Annotated in this window: 21 protein-coding genes; 4 read left to right on the forward strand and 17 right to left on the reverse strand. The window is 54.1% G+C overall.

The window, feature by feature from the left end:
- Window position 1: 1 nt before the first annotated feature.
- The 17 genes from D8779_RS19220 to mtnA all read right to left on the reverse strand — a co-directional run bounded on the left by D8779_RS19220 (window position 2) and on the right by mtnA (window position 22,327).
- Window positions 2–691 carry a PIG-L deacetylase family protein gene (locus D8779_RS19220; protein ID WP_205895855.1) on the reverse strand — a complete coding sequence of 230 codons (690 nt, stop codon included), beginning with the start codon at window positions 689–691 and terminating at the stop codon, window positions 2–4.
- Window positions 681–1,856 carry a UDP-N-acetylglucosamine 2-epimerase gene (gene neuC / locus D8779_RS19225; RefSeq protein ID WP_136666169.1) on the reverse strand — a complete coding sequence of 392 codons (1,176 nt, stop codon included), beginning with the start codon at window positions 1,854–1,856 and terminating at the stop codon, window positions 681–683. Before neuC ends, D8779_RS19220 begins: the two co-directional genes overlap by 11 nt.
- Entirely contained in the window at window positions 1,846–2,655 is an 810-nt protein-coding gene (locus tag D8779_RS19230; protein ID WP_136666171.1) for a GNAT family N-acetyltransferase, read from the reverse strand. The genes neuC and D8779_RS19230 overlap by 11 nt, the downstream gene beginning before the upstream one ends.
- A gap of 10 nt (window positions 2,656–2,665) precedes the next feature.
- On the reverse strand, window positions 2,666–3,100 hold the full coding sequence (locus tag D8779_RS19235; protein ID WP_136666173.1) for a MaoC family dehydratase: 435 nt from the start codon (window positions 3,098–3,100) through the stop codon (window positions 2,666–2,668).
- A gap of 17 nt (window positions 3,101–3,117) precedes the next feature.
- Window positions 3,118–4,278, reverse strand: coding sequence for a LegC family aminotransferase (locus tag D8779_RS19240; RefSeq protein ID WP_136666175.1), 1,161 nt, complete (start codon window positions 4,276–4,278; stop codon window positions 3,118–3,120).
- 7 nt (window positions 4,279–4,285) lie between these two features.
- Window positions 4,286–5,476: a UDP-N-acetylglucosamine 4,6-dehydratase gene (locus D8779_RS19245; RefSeq protein ID WP_136666177.1), complete on the reverse strand. Its 1,191-nt coding sequence runs from the start codon at window positions 5,474–5,476 to the stop codon at window positions 4,286–4,288.
- A gap of 46 nt (window positions 5,477–5,522) precedes the next feature.
- The gene (locus D8779_RS19250; protein WP_136666179.1) at window positions 5,523–6,770 is read right to left on the reverse strand and encodes a lipopolysaccharide biosynthesis protein; all 1,248 of its coding nucleotides are present in this window, start codon (window positions 6,768–6,770) and stop codon (window positions 5,523–5,525) included.
- A 768-nt stretch (window positions 6,771–7,538) separates the two neighbouring features.
- Window positions 7,539–8,696 (reverse strand): LPS O-antigen chain length determinant protein WzzB, encoded by a 1,158-nt coding sequence (locus D8779_RS19255; protein WP_136666181.1) that lies wholly within the window; start codon window positions 8,694–8,696, stop codon window positions 7,539–7,541.
- A gap of 543 nt (window positions 8,697–9,239) precedes the next feature.
- On the reverse strand, window positions 9,240–9,524 hold the full coding sequence (ihfB, locus tag D8779_RS19260; protein WP_090238453.1) for an integration host factor subunit beta: 285 nt from the start codon (window positions 9,522–9,524) through the stop codon (window positions 9,240–9,242).
- 152 nt (window positions 9,525–9,676) lie between these two features.
- Window positions 9,677–11,371: a 30S ribosomal protein S1 gene (rpsA, locus tag D8779_RS19265; RefSeq protein WP_136666183.1), complete on the reverse strand. Its 1,695-nt coding sequence runs from the start codon at window positions 11,369–11,371 to the stop codon at window positions 9,677–9,679.
- 153 nt (window positions 11,372–11,524) lie between these two features.
- The gene (cmk, locus tag D8779_RS19270) at window positions 11,525–12,211 is read right to left on the reverse strand and encodes a (d)CMP kinase (RefSeq protein ID WP_136666185.1); all 687 of its coding nucleotides are present in this window, start codon (window positions 12,209–12,211) and stop codon (window positions 11,525–11,527) included.
- Window positions 12,208–14,463 (reverse strand): bifunctional prephenate dehydrogenase/3-phosphoshikimate 1-carboxyvinyltransferase, encoded by a 2,256-nt coding sequence (locus tag D8779_RS19275; protein ID WP_136666187.1) that lies wholly within the window; start codon window positions 14,461–14,463, stop codon window positions 12,208–12,210. The genes cmk and D8779_RS19275 overlap by 4 nt, the downstream gene beginning before the upstream one ends.
- Window positions 14,460–15,566 carry a histidinol-phosphate transaminase gene (hisC, locus tag D8779_RS19280; protein WP_136666189.1) on the reverse strand — a complete coding sequence of 369 codons (1,107 nt, stop codon included), beginning with the start codon at window positions 15,564–15,566 and terminating at the stop codon, window positions 14,460–14,462. Before hisC ends, D8779_RS19275 begins: the two co-directional genes overlap by 4 nt.
- 91 nt (window positions 15,567–15,657) lie before the next feature.
- Window positions 15,658–16,764, reverse strand: coding sequence for a prephenate dehydratase (gene pheA / locus D8779_RS19285; protein ID WP_167492604.1), 1,107 nt, complete (start codon window positions 16,762–16,764; stop codon window positions 15,658–15,660).
- Window positions 16,764–17,849 (reverse strand): 3-phosphoserine/phosphohydroxythreonine transaminase, encoded by a 1,086-nt coding sequence (serC, locus tag D8779_RS19290; RefSeq protein ID WP_136666191.1) that lies wholly within the window; start codon window positions 17,847–17,849, stop codon window positions 16,764–16,766. Before serC ends, pheA begins: the two co-directional genes overlap by 1 nt.
- A 195-nt stretch (window positions 17,850–18,044) precedes the next feature.
- Window positions 18,045–20,831, reverse strand: coding sequence for a DNA gyrase subunit A (gyrA, locus tag D8779_RS19295; protein ID WP_136666193.1), 2,787 nt, complete (start codon window positions 20,829–20,831; stop codon window positions 18,045–18,047).
- A 419-nt stretch (window positions 20,832–21,250) separates the two neighbouring features.
- Complete coding sequence (gene mtnA / locus D8779_RS19300; RefSeq protein ID WP_136666195.1) at window positions 21,251–22,327, reverse strand: S-methyl-5-thioribose-1-phosphate isomerase; 1,077 nt, start codon at window positions 22,325–22,327, stop codon at window positions 21,251–21,253.
- Between the two features lie 139 nt (window positions 22,328–22,466).
- Here mtnA and D8779_RS19305 point away from each other — a divergent pair, with 139 nt between their 5' ends.
- The 4 genes from D8779_RS19305 to D8779_RS19320 all read left to right on the forward strand — a co-directional run bounded on the left by D8779_RS19305 (window position 22,467) and on the right by D8779_RS19320 (window position 26,099).
- Complete coding sequence (locus D8779_RS19305) at window positions 22,467–23,786, forward strand: TRZ/ATZ family hydrolase (protein ID WP_136666197.1); 1,320 nt, start codon at window positions 22,467–22,469, stop codon at window positions 23,784–23,786.
- A 143-nt stretch (window positions 23,787–23,929) separates the two neighbouring features.
- On the forward strand, window positions 23,930–24,628 hold the full coding sequence (gene ubiG / locus D8779_RS19310; RefSeq protein WP_136666199.1) for a bifunctional 2-polyprenyl-6-hydroxyphenol methylase/3-demethylubiquinol 3-O-methyltransferase UbiG: 699 nt from the start codon (window positions 23,930–23,932) through the stop codon (window positions 24,626–24,628).
- Window positions 24,628–25,299: an N-acetylmuramic acid 6-phosphate phosphatase MupP gene (mupP, locus tag D8779_RS19315; protein ID WP_136666202.1), complete on the forward strand. Its 672-nt coding sequence runs from the start codon at window positions 24,628–24,630 to the stop codon at window positions 25,297–25,299. Before ubiG ends, mupP begins: the two co-directional genes overlap by 1 nt.
- A 59-nt stretch (window positions 25,300–25,358) precedes the next feature.
- Window positions 25,359–26,099, forward strand: coding sequence for a YciK family oxidoreductase (locus D8779_RS19320; RefSeq protein WP_136666204.1), 741 nt, complete (start codon window positions 25,359–25,361; stop codon window positions 26,097–26,099).
- Window positions 26,100–26,221 lie beyond the last annotated feature (122 nt).

The following is a 26,221-nucleotide window of genomic DNA, read 5'->3' on the forward strand; positions in this document are numbered from 1 at the left end:
GTCAGCGTATTTCCTTCAGAATCATAAAAGCTTCGGCAGCACGGCAATTGGCCTGCGCACCACGCAAGGTAGCCAATGCACGAAGGCACTCCTCGCTACGGGGAAACGGAAATTCCCCCATTTCGCCATCAAACAGTGACATTATGATTATTTTTTTATCTAGATACCCAGAGATATCTTCATAAAGATTGGGACGAAATCCGGGATCGTCCGGGCGCAGACCAAAATCAGTTTCCGATAACGTTTCATAAGCGTAAATCGCCTTGACAGACGGCGAACGAAATGTTTTTGCGGCGGAAACTGTCGCGTCAAATACCGCCGCATGATCACTGTGAACATCGTTCCGGTAAGGAATATAGACGCAATCTGGTCTTACACTTTGGATGACATTACCAATGGCCCCGATTATCTCACCCTTCCCCAGAGTATCTAGGGCGGCAGCAGGCAAAGAACAATGGTGCACACCATCAAAACCGTAGGCTTCCCGAACGCATTCGATTTCTTGGGAACGGACCGGGACTCTTTCCTTAGGAAAACCCGCAACACCTTCAATGGTTGTAACAATAAGCCAGTGAACCGACGCACCCTTAGCTTTTAACTTAATGATCGTACCGCCACATCCGAGGGTTTCGTCGTCTGGGTGTGGGGCAACTATTAAAACCGTTTTGGGAAACATAGATTCAGCTTTCAAGGGGATCCTCCGGCTTACGGGCATAGTTTGAACATTCAAGCTCCTTGATCAGCCGGTAGGCACGATCAACACTGTGTCCATCTCCATATGGATTAGAACTACGACGAAGTTGTGAAAGGAAGCCTTCTGATTCAGCATGTTGCACTGCTTGGATTATGGCTTCTACCGAGCCGCCAGAAAAAATCACATTACTTGAGGCAAGACGGCCTTTCTGCCTTTCTCCCACATTGACCGCCGGCAAAGGTATCGAAGGAGCCTCAAGAAGACCTGCCGATGAATTACCTATCATTAGGTCCGCTGACCGAAGTAAATTGATGAAAAGCGATCGAGAAAGGTTTTCATAAACAGTAAGGCTCGATGAACCCTCTAATTTTATTAATGCGTCTCGAATGATACGGTTGCCAGGATCACTATTGGGCATACCTGCGCATACATGATACCCAAGCCTGTTCAGCACACTGACCATGTTATGGATATAAGCACCTGCACGCTCTCGCTCAGAATCTACGGGATGAAATATAAGAACCGCGATTTTTCTATATCCAGCTTCTGCATCAATTTCTAAATGCTGCAGCACTTCGCTTCTAGGGACGACAGGCTCGTTCAAAAATTTATCAAGTGCAACGCTTCCAATAACAAATATCCGACCTTCAGGCTCACCGATTGCCAACAATCTTCTTTTGTGCTCCTCAGTGCTCACAAAATGCAATGACGCGAGCTTCGAAGTAGCATGGCGAACAGGATTATCGACGTGCCCATCTTTTGCGTGGTCACCGCCAAAAAAGTGAATCGAGGGGATATTCAAAAACGCACAGACAGATGCGTAGATGAGCACATCTTCCCGGTCACCGGCAAAGATTACTAAATCGGGAGTTTCATTGCTTAGAATATCGACACACGCGGACTGAAGGATAGCTGCTGATTTGATTCTTGAAGCCTTACTGTCTGAGGCGAGCAGGGTCTCTATCCGATAGCTAACTCTGAAGCCGTCCTTCTCTATTTCTGATACAGAACCACCCATAGCAGGGACCAAATGAGTGCCTGACGCCACTAACTGAAAATCCACTTCACCATCCAGAGCAAGCTTCTTGTACAGAGCACTCATCAGGTCATACTCAGACCTAATAGAGGTAAAGGCCATTATTTTCAATTTATTAGAACACATCAGAAAGACACATCTGTCTGCGGACAATATTAGGGTCGAATTCCTTATTTAGACCTAGGCCACCGAACATATACTCAAAAGAGACGAGATTTGTATCGCTTACGACGCCCGCTGGAAGAAGGAGATTATAAGCCGATGCAACTGGAAGATTTTTAAGAGCATCTAGAGATTCGTAATACATTACATCGACCTCACCTTTATACTCTTTGTAGGCAGTCCCGTCTCGCCACGAATAATGTACTCCTGGCTTTGAAAGTCTCCAGTCGCGAAGTTTGCTATCTGTCAGGCTCGCAACTAATTGTGTCGACTCTTCAACTGCAACTAAATCATCAAGATTAATCAGTAATTCTAGCTCGGACCGATTAACAGAAACGACGACATCGGGTTCGAGAACCGTCCAACCTAGCCGCTTTCGGAATCCGGGAGCAGACATTTGGTTTGGAAAGCCCATGACAAAATCTGCACCGTCTTCTTTTAACTCGTCATAAGCTAAACTTGCCAACTTGGTGAAAAGTCCGTATTTACGATAGTTCTGCGCCACCATAGTTGTCATAGAAAGAAAGGATTTCTGCTTAGCTCCAAACTTATTCATCAATGGATATGGAGTAACAGCATAGTGTGCAACCAGCCCATTATCAAATGCTAGCGCAGCATAAGGATTTCCAAAGGGATTATTTATATAAGCCCAATCCCAAAGCGCACCTGGCAACTCCTGCCCATACACCTCAAAAAACAAATCAAGAATATCTTTTTTATAACCTATTAACTCAGATTTATCTTTAATAACGATCGTCTTCATACAAAACCTTTTATCTTTGTTTTGGGATAAATACCTTTGCCTTACCCTCTAATACTCGCCTCCCATTTACCTCACATCGAGTATAGAACTCTAGCGACTGACCGGACTCGTCAATTGCAATAAGCTCCACTATGGCGATCACCTCATCCCCCACATAAACTGGCCTTTTGAAAACTAATGACTGCTCTGCATACACACAGCCAGCCCCCGGAAACTGGGTGCCAAAAATACTGGAAAATAACGAAGCTGACAGAAGACCGTGGGCAATCCGCTTTTTATATCGCGACTCAGAAGCGTAAACATCATCAAGGTGAATGGGGTTAGTGTCTCCAGAGATTTCCGAGAACCCCCTAACGACCTCATCGCACATCACCTTAGATGTTGTATAACAAGATCCCAACAACGATTCTCGTATACTGGGATCCGTGATTGAAGCTAAGCTCATCACTATTACCTCTTAAGCTAGATGACAGCGCTAGATTTGCTAATAACCACACTACTTGGCAAATTCACCACCCGGGCTGCCAGCCACTCCGCATTACTCAGGTCACCACGCCGACAGCTCTGGTACATAGCCAGGTGATTCATCAACGTCCAGATGGGCCGAGTCATCACCCCTTGCTGATTCGTGGATTCAAGCAACTCGTCTCTGTGGGCTTTGTACTCACAGATAACGGCGTTTAGCCAATAGTTCGAGCGGCAACCTGTGGGTTCTTTCACGAACTCCAGGTTCGTGCCTGAGAATAGCCCTTCGTAGGCCTCAGCCAATGCTCGCTTGGCCTCGATGAAGGCTTCCAACTGCTCCAGCTGGGCACACCCCAGCGCCGCATTCAGGTTCGGTAACCGATAGTTATAACCCAGCTCGTCGTGAATGTACTCGAAGGGATGAGGCTTCTTAGCGGTGGTTGTCAGGTGCTTGGCGCGAGCGGCCAACGGCTCACCAGCCAGGATCATACCCCCGCCTCCGGTGGTCATAATTTTGTTGCCGTTAAAGCTGAGTGTACCCAGCACACCGAAGGTACCGGTGTGTTTTCCCTTGTAGTAGCTGCCCAGAGATTCAGCGGCATCCTCGACCAATGCGATATTCCAGCGCAGGGTTACAGATACCAAACCGTCCAGATCCGCTGGATGCCCGAAGGTGTGCATGGGCACGCAGGCCCGAACCACTTTGTTGTCTGCGCGGGTTCGGCACACACCTTCTGAATCCAACTTAGCGTTATCTTCTAGCCAGGCTTCCATCGCCTTTGCAGACAAACCCAGCGTGTCCCGGTCTACATCGATAAAAACAGGCTCAGCTTTACAGTAGGCAATGGCATTACAGGTGGCCACAAAGGTAAGCGGCTGGGTAAGCACCAGATCACCTGCCTCCACTCCGGCAAGCCTAAGCGCAATGTGCAAGGCCGCCGTTCCGTTCACAGTGGCTACGGCCTTGGGGGAGCCGGTATAACTGGCCATATCCCGCTCAAAGCGGTCTACATAGGCACCAATGCTAGATACAAAGGTAGAGGTAATGGTGTCCGCTACGTACTTTTGCTCGTTGCCGGAAAATACCGGTGCATGCAAGGGAATGAACTCATTGGTACCAAAATGATCTCGTATGAATGTTATCAGTTGTTTGCTCACAGCGGCCTCACATCTTGCTATCGAGGTACTTGCCGGTTTCTTTATGTCCAAAGCCCGGAATCATTTTGTGGAACAGCTCAACAATTTGTTCTTTGCTCCATTCGCTCTTTTTCTTCATTGCTGAAATTTGTTCTTCAAACAGACTCAGTAACTCCTGATTATAGAGTGGTTCATTCTTGATAATTCCAAGGTTCTCGAAGCGGCTCATATCCAACACTTCATTCGCTGTATAGAACTCTTCAAAGTCTTTTTCACCCGTAGTATTACTGGCGGTAAATAAGCAAGGCCACTCACCTTGCTGCGGCAAGATTTTAACCAGCTCCCGTGCTTCATCTTCTGTTTCACACAGGCGAGGTTCGTAGCCACGCCGCTTAAGGTATTTAACGGCAATCTCAGCGAAAGTGATCAAATGCAGATCCTCACTGAGCTTTGGAAAGAAAATATCGCGATTTTCACCAAATATACACGACATCAGACACAGCTCACCGGATTCTTGCGGAGTGACGAAATATCGCTTGATATCGTTCGGGGCCACAATAGGCTGTTGTTTTTGCAGGCGCTGGTTAAAGCCATGCAGCAGAGAACCATCTGAAAAAGCTACGTTTGCGAACCGTGCGGTAGAAATGGTAATTTCCTCACTCTTACGCATCAGGAACATTTCCATAATCCGCTTTGAGGCTCCCATCATGTTGGCAGGGTTTGCAGCTTTATCGGTTGAAACACAAAAATACTTTTTAACACCTGAGTCTATCGATTGCTGAATGGTTTTATCAGTATTAAAGACGTTAACATCTATCATACGCATCAGCGTGAATGGATCTTTTTCACTGCGAACATGCTTGAGCGCAGATAAATTCAAAACGTAGTCATACTGACCATCTGCCTTAACAAAAGCATCGTACTCAACCGAGCCAATATCCAACGCAAAGGTTTGAAAATCGCCATCGATATACCCGAACGAACTCCTAATGTCCCGAACCAGCTCAACCATATTGTTTTCACTAATATCGACAACATGAAGCTTTAGCGGATTACGTTTAAAAATTTCTTTTGTAACCGCTTGGCCAATTGAGCCCGCACCACCCAACACCAAAAAGCGTGACCGCGAAACAATTTCATGCAACTCATCTTCACGGGAGACCATGTCAGCCGTAAACAGGGGTACATCACGACCTATCAGATTAAGCATAGCATCCATTACGAAGCCTCCAGGAGAAATATATATCCTCCTTAATAAGTAAATATTAAATAATTCGATAATTTTGTGGAGTCTTTGTAAAATACATCACTGCCTTCCACCCGGCACCAACACTTAAAGAGCAAATCAACCCTACAATTACAGCTGCCTCGGGACTTATATTTGAAACCGAATAAACCACAAATAAAAATACTGCAAAACTAACGACTTGACTGCGCACAATGTCCCTATCAAAACCTTGCGCATAAAGCCCGAACTGAGGAATCATCCCCAAGCAATAGATAAGATTAGCCAGCATAATCCAAGGAAACATCCACTCATACGCTATAAAAATCGGCTTATCAATAAAATCGATAGCCACACCCAGCACCGCATACAAAGCAAAACTTAAAGAAACACCAACAACAAAACCTTGAACTATTAACTTGCGCATGAATAAACGAAAGGCTTCACTATTATTTTCTTCGTGCGCTTTAATAAGACCCGGATAGATAAAAACAAACACTCCCGCATCCAAAAAAGAGACAACTACATTTGCCATACCGATAAAAAGCACATAAGCCCCTAGCGCTTCCAACCCCAAAAGACTCTCCATCCAGTAGCGATCAACAGTAAAAATACCCCGCAAGGCCAATGTTGAAAGCAAGAATGGGAACGCCACCCACAGCCCAAGCTTAACCCAGCTATAATCTATGGGGCGCACCCACCCTTTAACCTCCTGCTTGCAAACCACTGAAACCCCGACAATACAGGCGAATAAACTTCCAAAAAACCAAAAAGACAAAACAACATCTAAATTCCGAGTAGCTGGCTCGTAATACAACATCAGCGCAACAGCAACCACCCACACCCCTGAACGCACGAACAGTACAACACTAGCAATAAACTGCTTTGATATAGCAACCAGAACCCTATTCAGCTCTTGAGCGAAATACTCTACGACTAATAATGGAATAAACCAATTAAACACACCCCAAGGTAGAAACTCAAAAACAAAAACAAAAACAAAAACAGGCACTACTAATGAAAGCATAAAAAGCGACACTGAAATTTGAGCTTTAAATATATCCCCCCAATCCCCAACCCCGCGCTTGATTAACTCACGATTTGAATATGTGTAGAAATCAACACCAACCACAAATACTGCAAAATCAATGGACACGACCAATAAACCATACAACCCAAGATCCGTAGGATCCAAGTAGCTTGCCAACATAAAAATAAGTAAAAACTTGCATGAGAGCGTCGCACCCCGAAGTATTACATTAGCAAAGCGCACCACTACTTTAGACATCACTTGCCCTGACTACGATTATAGTATCTTATATAAAACTCAAATTAACACACATACTATAGCCCACTTAAACAACATGACTGATGCAGCACTAAAATTAATAGCTTTTTACGCACAGACACTCACTAATTTAATGAATCGAACATACCCCAAGTTTGCGAGTAAATGTCGGCGAGCCATTCACAGATTTGACAGTGCAAATTACAACATCAACTGATGCATTGCTGCTCATCAGTCACGGAGTGCATTTAAGTATAGCCAAACCGCCATAACGCGAAACTAGCTCGAACCTCACGCACACCTAGGTTTGTGTTTTGTCAATCTTGCGTTTGCATTTGTGTAGCTCACTATTCTTATCGAGCTTCTTACAGCCATCGATGCGTAAAAAGACAGACAGCCCTCTACCACCGCAATGATTCCAGCAGCTAGCACGCTCTCCGCACACGATGGAAGCTGGGAGTGGTGATCAGTGTCAGCTATACACTCCAAACTCACCTCAAAAACTACTGGCGCAAGTGGATCGTTTCATATCGCGCCCCACCATCACCTGATCGCAGTAATTGAACCAGCAGAAGCATGCAAGCAGGACGAATACCTTCAACCTAGAGACTGCAGCTTGATCAAGCCAATCAAGTTCTTCCACACATCTATCAACCTAGATATGGTGGAACTTATGGTGTGCCGCTTAAGTAAGGTGCTCAGAATCCGCAAAGGCCCTATGCTTCATCATAAAAACCAGAAAGTGGACCCTGGAAAGCTCTCCATAACTCAGTAGGTCTTTTTCAAAGTATTCATAGTCGAACGGTTTATTAACATCACGCGAATCAGCGCAATAAACACGCCCAACATACCGCCTAGTACGATGCCCAACGCTACGATCAGCGCCTTCTTCGGCTTTATGGGCTGATCTGGCACCTCGATATCACCGTCTTGACGGAAAACGGCAACATTGCTCGGCTCAGGACTAACACCGGCAAACAACTGATATTTTGCTTCGAGATCACGCAGCACTGGAATAAACGGATCATCTGACGTTCGCGCCAACAAAACCTCCAACTCTGCACGCAATGCTTTAGAACCCCGCATATACATCAAACTGCCATCCATAAAGGCGGAGAGCTCAGTATTAACAACGGGAGGATTGACGAACCCTATCGTATCGGCAACGGTTAGTGCCTCCTGCAATTGAACTGTACGGTCTTCTCTACGAGCTTTGGCACTGTCACGCTCTGATTTTATCTGCTGCTGAATATTACGTGCTCGCACAGCAAGTTCGCGATCAGCATTCAGCAACATTTCATCTAACGACCGCTCAGCCACTTGATCGATATACTGCTTAGCCCAAGCTGATGCCAATTCAGGATTATAATGTTCAATAACAATCGAATAACGTTCAGGCTGATTTTTATCCACAGCCTTCACACTGAATTTATCTTTAAATTCTCTATAAATATTATATTGAGATCCAAGGCGCTGAGTATCATCCAAAGACGTCAAATAAAACTCTTTAAAAAATTTACGCAGCGATCTATCCGACTGTAAATTTCGAGTGAACACGGCATACACATCATCAATTAAAAACGGCTCTAACCCGCCATTATTTTCGCCAGTTCTACCCAAGTTGAAACCGGCAATATCACTAAGAGATGGCGGCAACACGGTAGCGCTCACCTCATAAACGGGCTTACTGAGAAATGCATACGAGGCTGCAGCCACTGCGAACAATAAAGTCACAAGGATCATCAACCATTTTTGCGCCCACAGGCTTTGAAATAGCTCAACAAGGTCGATCTCATCATCACTGGCTTGGCGTTGATATGTTTGCTCGGTCACTGTAAATCCATATTTTGAAAAAATGATTATTTGAACAGGGTGAGACTGGCTGCTTGGATGGCAATCGCCCAAGGCATACCATGTAAATGGCATGGGTATACGTTATTTGGACCAGCCAAACTGACTGCCCCGTGCGCGTTTTCGCTACCTAATAAGCGCTGACTCGTTATTATTGATACTGCACCGCCTAACCAGCCACCTTGAGCTCACTCAGGCATTTTGCCATGCCTACCCAACAATTCCCACAGGCGCAGCACTTGAAATTTTACACATAGGTACATCCCTGCATCGCTCAGACCTTCTTCGCCGCAATGAAAATACACTAGTACCCAGATGCTATAGATAACCCGACATCAAATAGTCTCAGGACTACCCCCAGCGAGAGAAGCACACAATCTGAATTCGTAGCTTTTGGAGAGCTCGCCTTTTATAAGGAGGTACATACCCGTGAATAGAGATGCATCGAGATCAGCATTAAGCATCCCAGCCACAGCTAAGGACAAACGAAAAGCTTCACAAAAACCCAATAAGCTGAAAATTGCTCGAAGCGCCACTTAAAACTTGGCATTGATGGGCTTTCTTGCTCAGGCAACAGGGATTAGCAGCGCCACGGACTAGTAACGACTGAAAAGCCTCTTACTCGTCCTCATTCACTCGATCACGTAACTCTTTGCCCGGCTTGAAGTGCGGCACAAACTTGCCGTCCAAGCTAACGGAGTCGCCAGTCTTGGGATTTCGCCCTACCCGCGGCGCACGGTAGTGCAACGAGAAGCTACCAAAGCCGCGAATCTCGATGCGATCACCGGTCGACAGCGCCTGCGACATTTGCTCCAGCATGGTCTTGATCGCTAACTCGACATCCTTTGATGAGAGCTGCCCCTGATGGGTGACGATGCGCTCGATCAACTCCGACTTGGTCATGGTTTTCCCTTCTTTTTCAAGCGGCTAGATCACTAGATAGAACGGTTTTAGCATGCCTGAACCAATTTGAACAGCCTATAAAACAACACCTTAGCGAATTTCAGGCACAAAAAAGGGCGACCGAAGTCGCCCTTTTTCTGGATTGGCTGAACTTAGTTCTGCTTTTCCATTTGCGCGCGGAGCAGATCACCAAGGGTGGTCGGGCCCGCAGCAATGTCGGAGGTGGCTGGCTTATCGCGCAGGCTCTGGATTGCTTCTTTTTCGTCTTCAACGTCTTTCGACTTAACCGACAAGCTGATTACGCGGCTCTTACGGTCAACACTGATGATCTTGGCTTCTACTTCTTCGCCTTCTTTCAGAACGTTACGCGCGTCTTCAACGCGGTCACGGCTGATTTCAGAGGCTTTCAGAGTTGCTTCGATACCATCGGCCAGGGTGATGATGGCGCCTTTGGCGTCAACTTCTTTAACGATGCCGCGCACGATGGTGCCTTTATCGTTAACAGCAACGTAGTCGGAGAACGGGTCTTCTTCCAGCTGCTTGATACCCAAGGAAATGCGCTCGCGCTCTGGATCAACAGAGAGGATCACAGTTTCCAGCTCGTCGCCCTTCTTGAAGCGGCGAACAGCTTCTTCGCCTACTTCGTTCCAGGAGATGTCGGAGAGGTGAACGAGGCCGTCGATGCCGCCATCCAGACCAATGAAGATACCGAAATCAGTGATCGACTTGATGGTACCGGAGATCTTGTCGCCCTTGTTGAACTGACCGGAGAAATCTTCCCACGGGTTAGTTTTGCACTGCTTGATGCCGAGGGAGATACGACGACGCTCTTCGTCGATATCCAGAACCATAACTTCCACTTCGTCGCCGACGTTAACGACTTTCGAAGGATGGATGTTTTTGTTGGTCCAATCCATTTCGGATACGTGCACCAGGCCTTCCACGCCTTCTTCCAGCTCTGCGAAGCAGCCGTAGTCGGTCAGGTTGGTTACGCGCGCAGTAACACGGGTGTCCTGCGGGTAACGCGCCTTGATGGCAACCCATGGATCTTCGCCCAGCTGCTTAAGGCCGAGGGAAACACGGTTGCGTTCACGATCGTACTTGAGGATCTTAACGTCGATCTCGTCACCAACGTTGACGATTTCGGACGGATGCTTGATACGCTTCCAAGCCATGTCGGTGATGTGCAGCAGGCCATCGACGCCACCCAGATCGACGAATGCGCCGTAATCCGTGAGGTTCTTAACGATACCTTTAACTTGCTGACCTTCCTGCAGGGATTCCAGCAGCGCTTCGCGCTCTGCGGAGTTCTCGGCTTCGAGGACGCTGCGACGGGAAACGACAACGTTGTTGCGCTTCTGGTCCAGCTTGATAACTTTGAATTCGAGCTCTTTGCCTTCCAAGTGAGTGGTATCACGCACTGGACGGACATCGACCAAGGAACCTGGCAGGAACGCACGGATGCCGTTAACGTCGACTGTGAAGCCGCCCTTAACCTTACCGTTGATAACGCCCGTAACCACTTCCTCAGCGGCGAAAGCTGCTTCCAGAACGATCCAGCACTCAGCACGCTTGGCTTTTTCACGGGACAGCTTGGTTTCACCAAAGCCATCTTCAACCGCGTCCAGCGCAACGTGAACTTCGTCACCAACCTTGATGGTCAATTCGCCAGCGTCGTTGTGGAACTGCTCCAGCGGGATGAGGCCTTCCGACTTCAAACCAGCGTGAACGGTTACCCAACCAGCTTGGTAATCGATATCGACGATGATAGCGGTGATGATTGAGCCAGCCTGAAGGTTCAGGGTTTTTAGGCTTTCTTCAAACAGTTCAGCAAAGCTTTCGCTCATTTTAATTCCTGTTGATTCAGGGCAGGGAATCCGCCCAAACCACACTCCAGACAATGTGGGTACGTTTATATAAAAAGAAGCAATCGGGTCTAGGACTGGGATCCCCGCAAGCTTCCTTGGCGAGCCGGCCAGCTTAAGCAGCTGGGGCTCTGGTCATCCAGCGAGGTCGCGGTTAGCGACTTCACTGAGAATTCGTTCAAGCACTTTTTCAATTGAGAGTTCAGTTGAATCCAGCTGAATTGCATCGGCCGCCGGTTTGAGCGGAGCCACTGCACGCTGAGTATCACGCTCGTCGCGCGCCTGAATCTCATCAAGAAGACTCGCGAGATTAACATCATCGCCTTTGGCCTTCAACTGCAAGTAGCGGCGACGGGCACGTTCCTCGGCGCTGGCGGTGAGGAAAACCTTCAACGGCGCATCGGGGAAAACCACTGTCCCCATGTCGCGACCATCGGCGACCAACCCTGGCATTTCTTGGAACGCCTGTTGCCGCTGCAGCAGCGCATCGCGCACCGCAGGCAGCGACGCCACCAACGAGGCGCCGGCTCCGACCTGCTCGTTACGAATCAGATCGGTGACTTCTTCACCTTCCAGAATGATGCGTTGGCCGTGACCATCGCCGGCAGCAATGAACTGGACATCCAGATGAGCAGCGAGCAACTTCATCGCCTCTTCATTGGTCAGGTCGACGCCATGATTACCCGCAGCAAACGCCAGCAGACGATAAAGCGCGCCTGAGTCCAGCAGATTCCAGCCCAACTGCTTAGCCAGCAAGCCGGCGATAGTGCCTTTACCCGAACCGCTTGGGCCGTCGATGGTAATAACCGGCGCGACAATCATGCCTTGCCCTCCTCGCTAACACGCAGACCAACCTGAGCCGACAGCGCGAGGAAGTTAGGAAACGAGGTAGCGACGTTGGCACAGTCATGAATGCGGATCGGCGCAGTAGCGCGCAGCGAAGCCACGCTGAAAGCCATGGCAATGCGATGATCGCCGTGCGCCCACACTTCACCGCCGCCGATGCTGCCGCCCTCGATAATGATGCCGTCCGGCGTTGGCTCAGCCTTGACGCCCAAGGTAATCAGGCCGTCAGCCATCACCTGAATTCGATCAGACTCCTTGACCCGCAGCTCTTCAGCGCCACGCAGCACGGTACGGCCTTCTGCGACTGAAGCGGCGATGAACAATACAGGGAACTCATCAATAGCCAGCGGCACCAGATCTTCCGGGATATTGATGCCTTTGAGCTTGGCACTGCGCACACGAATATCCGCCACTGGCTCGCCACCGACTTCACGCTCATTTTCCAGAGTGATGTCGCCGCCCATCAATCGGAGGATATCGATAACACCGGTGCGCGTCGGGTTGACCCCAACATGCTCCAGAAGCAGTTCGGAGTTCTCGGCGATGCTGCCAGCCACAAGGAAGAAAGCTGCCGAAGAAATATCGGCTGGCACTTCGATGTGCGTACCGATCAGCTTGTGACCCGACTCCACAGTCGCCGAGTTACCTTCGACCGTAACCGGATAACCGAAGCCACGCAGCATTCGCTCGGTATGGTCACGGGTTGGCGCAGGCTCAATCACCGTGGTCGAACCTGCCGCATACAAACCCGCCAACAGCATGCAGGATTTAACCTGAGCGCTGGCCATCGGCATTTCATAGGTCATACCACCCAAGATGCCGCCGGCACGAACTGTCAAAGGCGGACGGCCTTCAGGGCCGGTCTCAATGATTGCACCCATGGCGCGCAACGGCTTGGCTACGCGGTTCATTGGACGCTTGGACAGCGAGGCATCGCCGGTCAAGGTCGTGTCGAAAGACTGTGCGGCGAGCAGACCGGAAAGCAGGCGCATCGAGGTGCCCGAATTACCCAAATAAATCGGACCAGGTGGCGCTTTAAGGCCACGCAAGCCAACGCCATGCACAGTTACTCGACCATGGTGCGGACCTTCGATGACCACGCCCATGTCGCGAAACGCCTGGATGGTTGCCAGAGCATCCTCACCCTCAAGGAAACCCTCAACCTCGGTAACGCCTTCTGCCAGCGAACCCAGCATGATTGAGCGGTGCGAGATGGATTTGTCGCCCGGAACACGGATACGTCCGGAGAGTTTACCGCCAGGATTAGCCAGAAAAATCAGATCGTTCGAGTGCATAGCGTCCACATAGGCCCTACGGGCGAGAATTTTGCCGAAATGCTCACGAGCAACGCGGGCGCGCGTGAATACGCCCAGCAATTGATGCCCGTCCCCTGCGTCAACCGCGTCGCGCAAGGCGTCGAGATCGTCGCGAAATACGTCCAGCGTGCGCAGCACCGCCTCGCGATTAGCGAGGAAGATGTCATGCCACATAACCGGATCACTGCCGGCAATCCGCGTGAAATCGCGAAAACCACCGGCAGCGTAACGAAAGATCTCCAGGTTCTCACTGCGCTTGGCCAGTGAGTCCACCAGAGTAAATGCCAACAAGTGCGGCAAGTGGCTGGTCGCTGCCAGCACCTGATCATGATGCTCGACGGCCATATGCTCGACATCCGCACCCAGCTCGCGCCACAGGCTGTCAATCAGCGCCAAGGCCGCATCATCACTCTGCTCACTGGGCGTAAGCACCACTTTATGCCGACGAAACAACTCAATATTGGCCGCTTCAACACCGCTTTGCTCAGAACCGGCTATCGGGTGACCCGGAACAAAGCGCACTGACCGGTCAGCAAAGGCCAGGCGCGCCGCACGCACCACATTGCCCTTAGCGCTGCCCACATCGGTGACTACCGCATCGCCCAAATCAAGCTTAGCCAGTTCACCGAGCAACTTTTCCATGGCCAGAATGGGCACGGCCATTTGAATGACCGCAGCGCCCTGACACGCAACAGCCAGGTCAGTCTCACAGCGATCAACCACGCCCAACTCAACAGCCAGACGCCGTGACTCAGCATCCAGATCAACCCCGACCACCTCTTGAAACAAGCCCAGTTCGCGCAGCCCTTTGGCGAAAGAACCGCCGATCAAGCCGAGCCCAACCACCACCAGGCGGCCGAGCTTAGGCGTGGCAGATTGCAGCGGAGTGACAACAGCGCTCGAATCACTCACGCGCCCAACACCTCAGCCAGGGCCTCAAGGAAACGGGCGTTTTCAGCCGGCAAGCCAATCGATACACGCAGAAAATTCGGCATACCGTAACCCGCCACCGGCCGCACAATCACCCCGGCGCGCAACAATGCCTGGTTGATTGCAGCCGTATCACGGCCAAAATCCACGGCAATAAAGTTGCCCTTGGACGCAATCCAATCCAGCCCCAAGTCGCGCAAGCCTGCTTCAAGCTGCGCCATGCCTGCATCATTGAGCTGGCGGCTTTGCACCAGATAGTCAACATCGTCCAGCGCGGCACAGGCCGCTGCCAGAGCCAGGCTGTTTACATTGAACGGCTGGCGCACACGGTTTAGCACGTCGGCAATCTGCGCCGAGCTAAGCGCGTAACCCACCCGCAGTGATGCCAGACCGTAGGCTTTAGAGAAAGTGCGTGAAACCAGTAGATTTTCGTACCGCGAAAGGTACTTGAGGCCATCCGGCAGTTCATCACCTTCGGCGTATTCGATATAGGCCTCGTCCAGCACCACCAGCACATTCGCCGGCACACGGACGAGAAAGCGCTCCAGTGCATCAGGGCCAAACCAAGTGCCGGTCGGGTTGTTCGGGTTGGCGATAAATACCACACGGGTATTGCCATCGATGGCGGCAAGCATGGCTTCTAGGTCGTGACCATGGTCTTTAGCCGGCACCACCCTGCCCTCTGCGCCCACGGCCTGGGTAGCAATCGGGTAGACGGCAAAGGCGTACTGGCTGAATACCGCATTCAGGCCTGGCGCTAGGTAGGCGCGGGCGACCAGATCAAGAATGTCGTTGGAGCCATTGCCCAAAGTGACCTGATTGATCTGCACAGCGCAACGCTGGGCCAAGCGGCTTTTCAACTCAAAGCCATTACCATCGGGGTAACGCGTCAGCTCGGCCAGCTCATTGCGAATGGCCTCCAGCACCTTGGCGCTGGGGCCCAGCGGGTTTTCGTTACTGGCTAACTTGACGATGCTGGCCGGATCCAGATCCAGCTCACGGGCCAACTCATCCACCGGCTTGCCTGGCACATAGGGCGACAACTGCTGTACGCCTGGCTGGGCCAAGGCGAGGAAATCGGTCATAACAAAGCCTCACGCTTAAAGCCGCAAGCCCCAAGTACAGCCCGGCGTCGATACGCGTGTAGCTTGAGACTTGGCGCTTGCCGCAGCAGTTTTAAAGTACCGCCTTGGGGTAGGAGCCCAGCACTTTGAGCGCCACGGCTTCCTGATTGATCTTTTCCAGCACGTCTTTGATCAGCGGATCGCGATGGTGACCAACGAAGTCGATAAAGAACACGTAGGTCCATTTACCGCTGCGCGACGGACGGGTTTCGATGCGGGTCAGGTCGATACCGTTGTTGTGGAATGGCACCAACAACTCATGCAGCGCACCCGGCTTGTTGCTCATGGAAATGATCACCGAGGTCTTGTCATCACCGGTCGGCGGCACTTCCTGGCTGCCAATAATGAGGAAGCGCGTGGAGTTGTCCGGGCGGTCCTCAATTTTCTCCGCCAGCTTGGTCAGCCCATACAGGCTGGCCGCCATGTCACCGGCAATTGCCGCGCTGTTCCACTCACCCTTAACGCGCTTGGCCGCATCGGCGTTACTCGATACCGCCACACGCTCAACATTGGGGTAATGCGCGTCCAGCCATTTGCGGCATTGCGCCAGGGACTGGGCGTGAGAATAGATACGGGTGATTTTGTCAGTCTTGGTGGTTTCACCGACCAACAGGTGGTGGTGAATGCGCAGCTCAACTTCGCCGCAGATGACCATGTCGTGTTCGAGGAAGCTGTCGAGGGTGTGATTGATCGCGCCTTCAGTGGAATTTTCCACCGGGACTACGCCAAAGTTGACCGCACCGGCGGCCACTTCACGGAACACTTCATCGATCGCAGCCATCGGCACGCTGATCACCGCGTGACCAAAGTGTTTCATCGCCGCCGCTTGCGAGAACGTGCCCTCAGGACCGAGATACGCAACCTTCAGCGGGTTTTCCAAGGCCAGGCACGAAGACATAATTTCGCGGAACAAGCGCGCCATTTCCTCATTGCCCAGCGGCCCTTGATTGCGCTCCATGATGCGTTTGAGCACCTGGGCTTCACGCTCTGGGCGATAGAACACCGGTTTCTCGCCTTCCGGCAGGGCCTTCATCTTCACCCGCGCCACTTCTTCGGCGCAGCTGGCGCGATCACTGATCAGCGCGAGAATCTTTTCATCGAGGCTATCGATACGCAGGCGCAGCGCCTGCAACTCTTGCTCAGAAATTACATCGGTCATCAGCCGTGCTCCTTTTCGAACTCGGCCATGTAGGCAACCAGCGCCTCAACAGCGTCCATGCCCACCGCGTTATAGATCGAGGCGCGCATACCGCCGACCGAACGGTGACCTTTGAGGTTGAGCAGACCGCGCTCATCGGCGCCGGCGAGGAACGGTTTATCCAGTTTCTCGTCAGCAAGACGGAATGGCACGTTCATCCAAGAGCGCGCGTTGTGCGCAATCGGGTTGCTGTAGAAGTCACTGGTATCGATGGCTTTGTACAGCAGGTCTTTCTTAGCGCGATTGATGCGTTCCATCGCGGCGACGCCGCCCTGCTCTTTCAGCCACTCGAACACCAGGCCAGACAGGTACCAGGAGAAGGTCGCCGGGGTGTTGTACATCGAGCCGTTATCGGCGGCGATTTTGTAGTTGAGCATGGTCGGGCAAACGCTGCGGGCACGGCCGAGCAGGTCTTCGCGAACGATGGTCACCACCAGACCGCTGGGGCCGATATTCTTCTGCGCGCCGGCGTAGATCAGGCCGAATTTCGACACATCAATCGGCCGCGAAAGGATGTCGGAGGACATGTCCGCTACCAGCGGCACGTCACCGACTTCGGGAACCCAGTCAAACTGCAGGCCACCAATGGTTTCATTGCTGGCGTAGTGCAGGTAAGCGGCGTCTTTCGACAACTGCCATTCGTTCTGCCCAGGAATGGCGAAATAGTCGTAAGGCTTGGCGCTGGCGGCGACATTAACATTGCCGTAGCGGCTGGCCTCTTCGATGCTTTTCTTCGACCAGATACCGGTGTCGACGTAATCAGCAACCCCGTCTTCAGGCAGCAGGTTGAGTGGAATTTCAGCGAACTGCTGGCTGGCACCGCCTTGCAGAAACAGCACCTTGTAATCCGATGGAATTTCCATCAGGTCACGCAGGTCTTGTTCGGCCTTTTCCGCGATCGAGGTGTACTCCTCGCTGCGGTGACTCATCTCCATGACCGACAGGCCTTTGCCTTGCCAATCGAGGAGTTCCGCCTGGGCGCGTTGCAGAACAGCTTCAGGAAGCGCGGCCGGGCCGGCGCAGAAGTTAAAGGCTCGCTTGCTCACATCCACTCTCTCTCAGATTCACCGAGCATCAACGCACCTCGCGATGACGCATCCACTGCTTTAGCCCCGCCCCGCAGGATGAGTTAGCCGAAGGCGTAACCCATCAAGCAGACTCCTATCGACTCAGGATGAGCGGCAAGCTCTAAGCGTTTGATGGGTATCGCTGAGCTCAACCCACCCTACGACTTACACCAATCACTCTTCGCTGATTGGGCTTTCGTCAGCAGCAGCCTCGGGCGCATCACCTGCATCCTCAACCACGCCCTCAAAGCCCTCTTCGGCGCCAAGCTGCTCTTCACCTTCCAGCAACTCTTCGTCGTCTTCCGCCGAAGGCTCCTGCACACGCTCAAGACCAACCAGGGTTTCATCCTTGGCCAGCTTGATCAGGGTCACGCCCTGGGTGTTACGGCCGAGGCTGGAGATTTCGCTAACGCGGGTACGCACCAGGGTACCCTGATCGGAAATCAGCATGATTTCTTCGCCTTCAAGCACCTGCACGGCGCCCACCAGCTTACCGTTACGCTCGTTGCTGACCATGGCGATCACGCCCTGACCGCCACGACCACGACGCGGGAACTCGTCCATCGCCGTGCGCTTGCCGTAACCGCGCTCAGAGGCGGTGAGAATCTGCGCATCGGCTTCCGGAATCAGCATGGAGATAATCTCCTGCCCTGCCGGCAGACGCATACCACGCACACCGCGAGCGGTACGGCCCATGGTGCGGACTTTGCTTTCTTTAAAGCGAATGACCTTGCCGCCATCAGAGAACATCATCACTTCGCGAGCGCCGTCAGTGACGGCGGCAGAGATAAGGGTGTCATCTTCGTCCAGCTTGAGGGCGATCAGGCCCGAGCTGCGCGGACGGCTGAACTGCACCAGCGGGGTCTTTTTCACAGTGCCTTTGGCCGTAGCCATAAAGATGTAGGCACCGGTCGGCTCATCTGGGGTCTCGTCGTCGGCATCATCGCCTTCAACCAGGTCTTCGATTTCTTCAGCCTCAACCACAACGCCTTCGATATCGTCCTGCTCATCGCCTTCCGGGGCTTGCTGACGCAAGGCTTCCAGATCGATCTGCAGCATCGCGGTGATGCGCTCGCCCTCATCCAGCGGCAACAGATTGACCAGCGGACGACCACGGGCCGCACGTGAGGCTTCAGGGATTTCGTAGGTTTTCAGCCAGTACACCTTGCCCTTGCTGGAGAACAGCAAGAGGGTGGCGTGGCTGTTGGCGACCAACAGGTGCGCAATATAATCCTCATCCTTGATCCCGGTGGCCGATTTGCCTTTACCACCACGGCGCTGCGCCTGGTAGGCAGTCAGCGGTTGCGACTTGGCGTAACCGGTATGAGAGATGGTCACGACCCGCTCTTCTTCGGTGATCAGGTCGGCCAGGGTCAGGTCAAGGCGGTTATCGAGAATTTCGGTGCGACGTGCGTCGCCAAACTCGGCCTTGATCGCCTCCAGCTCTTCACGGATCACTTCCATCAGGCGCACGGCGCTATTGAGGATGCGCAGTAGCTCGCCGATCTGGGTGAGGATTTCCTGGTACTCGGCCAGCAGTTTTTCATGCTCAAGCCCGGTCAAACGGTGCAAGCGCAGTTCAAGAATGGCTTGGGCTTGTTCCGGCGACAGGAAGTATTTGCCGTCACGCAGGCCGTACTGCGGATCGAGATCGTCCGGCCGGCACGAATCTGCCCCGGCGCGCTCAACCATCGCCTCTACGGCGCTGGATTCCCAGGCATTGGCCATCAGCGCGATTTTGGCTTCCGCTGGAGTCGGCGAGGCTTTGATCAGTGCGATTACCGGGTCAATGTTGGACAGCGCAACGGCCTGACCTTCGAGAATATGACCACGCTCACGGGCTTTACGCAGCTCAAACACCGTGCGCCGGGTAACCACTTCACGGCGGTGCAGAATAAAGGCTTCGAGCATGTCCTTGAGATTAAGGACTTTCGGCTGGCCGTCGATCAGCGCCACTACGTTGATGCCAAACACGCACTGCATCTGGGTTTGCGCGTAGAGGTTGTTGAGCACCACTTCTGGCACTTCACCGCGACGCAGCTCGATAACGATGCGCATGCCGTCTTTGTCAGATTCGTCACGCAGCTCGGTGATGCCTTCGAGTTTCTTCTCTTTAACCAGCTCGGCGATCTTCTCGATCAAGCGCGCTTTGTTCAGCTGGTACGGCAGCTCGCTGACGATGATCTGCTGGCGACCGCCAACCTTGTCGATGTCTTCGATAATCGCCCGGGCACGCATATAGATGCGGCCACGGCCGGTGCGGTAGGCCTCAATGATGCCGGCGCGACCGTTGATGATCGCCGCCGTGGGGAAGTCTGGACCGGGGATGTACTGCATCAGCTCATCGACGGTCAGCTCGCCGTTATCGATCAGGGCCAAGCAGCCATTGATCACTTCGGTGAGGTTGTGCGGTGGAATGTTGGTCGCCATGCCCACGGCGATACCGCTGGAACCGTTAACCAGCAGGTTAGGCACCCGGGTCGGCATGACCGCTGGGATCATCTCGGTGCCGTCGTAGTTCGGCACCCAATCCACAGTTTCTTTATGCAGGTCAGCCAGCAGCTCATGGGCCAGCTTGGTCATGCGCACTTCGGTGTAACGCATGGCGGCGGCGTTGTCACCGTCCACCGAACCGAAGTTGCCTTGGCCGTCGACCAGCAAATAACGCAGGGAGAAAGGCTGAGCCATCCGCACGATGGTGTCGTACACCGCCGTATCACCGTGAGGGTGATACTTACCGATGACGTCACCGACCACGCGGGCGGACTTCTTGTATGCCTTGTTCCAATCGTTATTCAACTCACTCATGGCAAACAGCACACGGCGGTGCACGGGCTTCAAGCCGTCGCGTGCATCCGGCAGCGCTCGCCCAACGATCACGCTCATCGCGTAATCGAGGTAAGACTGCTTGAGTTCGTCTTCAATATTGACCGGGAGGATTTCTTTGGCCAGTTCGCCCATGAGTAGCCTTGTTCCTTTTTCTGGTGAAACTCCGCGCCGCTCATCCTGAGTGGTGTGGAGCCTGTCGCCGCGCCGTTAAGGCTTCCGGCGACTCACGACAAATCAATAAGTTATGCCATGTATCTGCGCAGGTAAGAGGCCCGCAATAGGCGCCCCTGAAAACCGCCGGAGCTTACCACAATCACCGCGCCGCACCTATCCCCAGCACCAGCCTGACGACTAGCAGACAGTCGAAAACAACTGCACTCGGCTATCCGGCATTGAAAGCACTCCCGGCAAGCGAAATGAGTCATGCCCATCTACTACTCGCGCATCACGTTTACTCGACTGCTTGACCAGTAGAGCTGTTACTCCACTGCACCTTGCTTGACCGTGGGCTCCCAGACTCTCCAGGACCTGCGCGAGCGAATAAACAACAGTTAATGCAGGCGCTTGCGGCACATCAATTGCGCCATTTTCTCGGCATCCGGGCGGTCGATGACACCCTTTTCGGTGACGAGAAAATCAATCAGGTCGGCCGGGGTTATATCGAACACCGGATTTAGCGCCGCCACGTCCCCGGCAATACGCTTGCCCCCCAACTCCAGCAACTCGCTGGCATCGCGCTCCTCCAGCACAATGTCATCGCCGTGCTCGGCGGCCATATCAATGGTCGAACTGGGGGCCACCACCATAAAGCGCACGCCGTGGTGCATGGCATTGACCGCCAATTGATAGGTGCCGATCTTGTTGGCCACGTCACCATTGGCAGCAATTCGGTCAGCCCCGACAATTACCCAGGTGATGCCACGGGTTTTCATCAGGTGCGCAGCCGCAGAGTCGACATTTACCGTCACGGGAATGCCATCGACCGCCAACTCCCAAGCAGTCAGGCGCGAACCCTGCAGCCAGGGACGGGTTTCATCGGCGTACACACGCTCCAGCAAACCGTCGTGAAAAGCTGCACGAATCACCCCAAGCGCGGTGCCGAAGCCGCCAGTGGCCAGCGCGCCAGCGTTGCAGTGGGTCAACAGGTTCTGCTGATTGGCTTGATGTTTGCGAATTAACTCGACGCCCAGCTGGGCCATGGTCAAGTTGGCGTCGCGATCGCTCTGATGGATACCAACAGCTTCAGCTTCCAGCAGCGCCAAGGGGTCGTCACTGCTTTTGAGCCGATCAAGCCGATCACGCATGCGCTTGAGCGCCCAGAACAGGTTAACCGCTGTGGGGCGCGAAGCCGCCAGCAGGTCAAAATCCGCCTGAATCGCCAAGCGCCAGTCGCCACCAGCCGGAAGGCGTACTCGCGCAGCCAGCACGACCGCATAAGCCGCAGCGATACCAATAGCCGGCGCGCCGCGCACCACCATGCTCCGAATTGCCTCGGCCACATCCGCGGCCGAGTGATAGCTCAGCCAGGTTTCCTCAAAAGGCAACGCGCGCTGATCGAGCAGGTGCAGAGCGCCGTCACGCCACTCGATGGCCTTGACCTTCTCTGCCGCTAGCAATTGCTCGCGCATTACACACCTCCGCCGGAAAAAGCCGACCATTATACGCACAGCACCACACCCACTAAGCCAGATCAGCTGCGCATGACTTCAAGCCTAGGGCGTTCCCCTATAAACTCGCCAGCTTCACCTGACTGCCGGAAGCGTCCCCATGCCCCATGCCCCACTCGACCTTTTGCTCCTGCCCACCTGGCTGGTCCCGGTCGAGCCCGCTGGTGTGGTGTTACTGGAGCATGGCCTGGGTGTCCGTGATGGCCGTATTGCGCTGATTGCGCCACGCGCCGAGGCGCTCAAACACGGCGCCTTGCAAGTTCTTGAGCTACCCGGCCGCTTGCTGACACCAGGGCTGGTCAATGCCCACGGCCATGCAGCCATGACGCTGTTTCGCGGCCTAGCGGATGATTTACCGCTGATGACCTGGCTGGAGCAGCACATCTGGCCCGCTGAGGCCAAGTGGGTTAACGAGCAGTTCGTGCAGGATGGCACCGAGCTGGCCATCGCTGAACAGCTCAAGGGCGGCATCACCTGCTTCTCCGACATGTACTTCTTTCCGGAAACCGCCAGCCATCTGGTGCACAGCAGCGGCATCCGCGCGCAGATCACCATTCCGGTGCTGGATTTCCCGATTCCCGGCGCGCGCGATGCTGACGAAGCGCTGCGTAAAGGCCTGGCATTATTCGACGACCTCAAACACCACCCGCGCCTGAGTGTCGCGTTCGGGCCCCATGCGCCGTATACGGTGAGCGACGACAAACTGGAAAACATCCGCATGCTGGCCGAAGAGCTGGACGCTGGCATCCATATGCACGTGCACGAAACCGCTTTCGAAGTGCAGCAAAGCCTTGAGCAGCGTGGCGAACGCCCACTGGCCCGCTTAGCGCGGCTCGATTTGCTTGGGCCGCGCTTCCAGGCCGTGCACATGACCCAGATCGACGATGAAGACCTGGCCCTGCTGGTGCAAAGTAACACCAGCGTGATCCACTGCCCGGAATCCAACCTCAAGCTCGCCAGCGGTTTCTGCCCGGTGGAGAAACTCTGGCAAGCCGGGGTCAACGTCGCTATTGGCACCGACGGCGCCGCGAGCAACAACGACTTGGACTTGCTCGGTGAAACACGCACGGCGGCGCTGCTGGCCAAAGCGGTAGCCGGCGATGCCACGGCGCTCAATGCCCATAGCGCCCTGCGCATGGCCACATTAAATGGCGCCCGCGCCCTCGGCCTGGACCGGCAGATCGGCTCGCTGGAGCTGGGCAAAGCCGCCGACATGGCGGTCTTCAATTTGTCTGGCCTGGCCCAGCAACCGGTGTACGACCCGGTTTCGCAATTGCTGTATGCCGGTGGCCGCAGCTGTGTCGAACACCTGTGGGTCGCCGGCAAGCAGTTACTCGACGCCGGCCAGCTGACCCGCCTGGACGAACAGCGGATCATCCATACCGCACGCGCCTGGGGGGCAAAAATTGCCAGCAAGTAAAACCGCTCCAACGCCTAAGCCAACGGCCACTGCGACAAACTGACATACATTGGTCGCCCAACTGGCGTCCACTCTACCCGGCGAAACTGGCACCATGAGCGCCTGGCGCCCCACTCTCGCCGCAGCCTGAATCAGGGATTTATATGAGCAACGTCGATCACGCCGAAATCGCCAAATTCGAAGCCCTCGCACACCGCTGGTGGGACCGCGAAAGCGAATTCAAGCCGCTGCATGACATCAACCCCTTACGGGTTAACTGGATCGACGAGCGTGTCGGCCTGGCCGGCAAGAAGGTGCTGGACGTCGGCTGCGGCGGCGGCATCCTCAGCGAATCCATGGCCCAACGCGGCGCAAACGTAACCGGCATCGACATGGGCGAAGCACCGCTGGCCGTGGCCCAGCTGCACCAACTGGAGTCCGGCGTCAGCGTCGAATACCGACAGATCACCGCCGAAGCCTTGGCTGAAGAAATGCCTGAGCAGTTCGATGTGGTCACCTGCCTGGAAATGCTTGAGCACGTGCCTGACCCGGCCTCGGTGATCCGTGCCTGCTACCGTATGGTCAAACCTGGCGGCCAGGTGTTCTTCTCCACCATCAACCGCAATCCCAAGGCCTATATGTTCGCCATCATCGGCGCCGAGTACTTGATGCGCCTGCTGCCGCGCGGCACCCATAATTTCAAGAAATTCATCCGCCCGTCCGAGCTGGGCGCTTGGAGCCGTGACGCTGGCCTGCAGGTCAAGGACATCATCGGCCTGACCTACAACCCGCTGAGCAAACGCTACAAGCTGGAAGCCGATGTTGACGTCAACTACATGATCCAAACCCTCAAGGAGGCCTGATGCGCTTACGCGCGGTTTTATTCGACATGGACGGCACCCTGCTCGACAGCGCGCCGGACTTTATCGCCATCTGCCAGGCCATGCGCGCCGAGCGCGGCCTGCCGCCGATTGCGGACACATTGATCCGCGATCAAGTGTCGGGCGGCGCGCGCGCTATGGTCGCTGCCAACTTCGCCATGCCCCCTGAAAGCGAGGGTTTCGAGACCCTGCGCCTGGAGTTCCTTGAGCGCTATCAGGCGCATTGCGCGGTGCTGACCAAGCCTTTCGAGGGCATGGCTGAGCTGCTCGATGAAATTGAACAGGCCAAGCTGATCTGGGGCGTGGCGACCAACAAGCCGGTGCGCTACGCCGAGCCGATCATGCAACAGCTTGGTCTGGCAGAGCGCTCGGCGGTGCTGGTATGCCCGGACCATGTCAGCCGCAGCAAACCCGACCCCGAGATGATCCTGCTGGCCTGCGCCCAAATGGGCGTAGAGCCGGCCGCGACCCTGTTTGTCGGCGATGATGAGCGCGACATCGAAGCCGGCCGCGCGGCCGGCTGCAAAACAGCAGCCGTCACTTACGGCTATATCCACCCCCAGGATAACCCGCGTAATTGGGGTGCCGATGTGGTGGTCGATCACCCCTTGGAACTGCGCGCAGTACTCGAACGAGCCCTGTGCAGCTGCTGAATATTGCTTGTCGGGCCCATACAGATGTTGCCCGCTTCTGAAGAAATGAGGTTTCCCCCATGTACGACTACGCCGCTCGCCCCGACCTGCTCAAGGGCCGCGTGATTCTGGTCACCGGTGCCGGCCGCGGCATTGGCGCAACTGCCGCCAAAACCTTCGCCGCCCACGGCGCCACGGTGCTGCTGCTGGGCAAGACCGAAGCTAACCTCAGCCGGGTCTATGACGCCATCGAGGCGGCAGGCCACCCTCAGGCCGCGGTAATCCCCTTCAACCTGGAAACCGCCTTACCGCACCAGTACGACGAACTGGCAGCGATGATCGAAGCCGAGTTCGGCAAGCTCGACGGCCTGCTGCATAACGCCTCGATCATCGGTCCGCGCACACCGCTGGAGCAGCTGTCCGGCGATAACTTCATGCGCGTCATGCAGATCAACGTCAACGCCATGTTTATGCTCACCAGTACGTTGCTGCCCTTGCTGAAACTGTCGTCAGACGCCTCGGTGGTATTCACCTCCAGTAGCGTCGGCCGCAAGGGCCGTGCTTATTGGGGCGCCTATGCGGTTTCAAAGTTCGCCACCGAAGGCCTGATGCAGGTGCTGGCTGACGAAATAGACGGCATCGCCACCGTACGCGCCAACAGCGTCAACCCGGGCGCCACCCGCACCGACATGCGCGCTCAGGCCTACCCTGGGGAAAACCCGGCCAACAACCCGCTGCCCGAAGCGATCATGCCGGTTTATTTGTACCTGATGGGCCCGGACAGCACCGGCATCAACGGTCAGGCATTTGACGCACAATAAACGCTGAATAGGGCTGCCGGTTTTCCGGCGGCGGCAGGGATAACTGGCATCAGATTGCCAGTAGCCCGCCAGTTAACCGGCAAAGCGTTGCCGCCCGCCGCCACACCAACACCTCAAGCTAC

Source organism: Pseudomonas leptonychotis (assembly GCF_004920405.1).
GTDB classification, from domain to species: domain Bacteria; phylum Pseudomonadota; class Gammaproteobacteria; order Pseudomonadales; family Pseudomonadaceae; genus Aquipseudomonas; species Aquipseudomonas leptonychotis.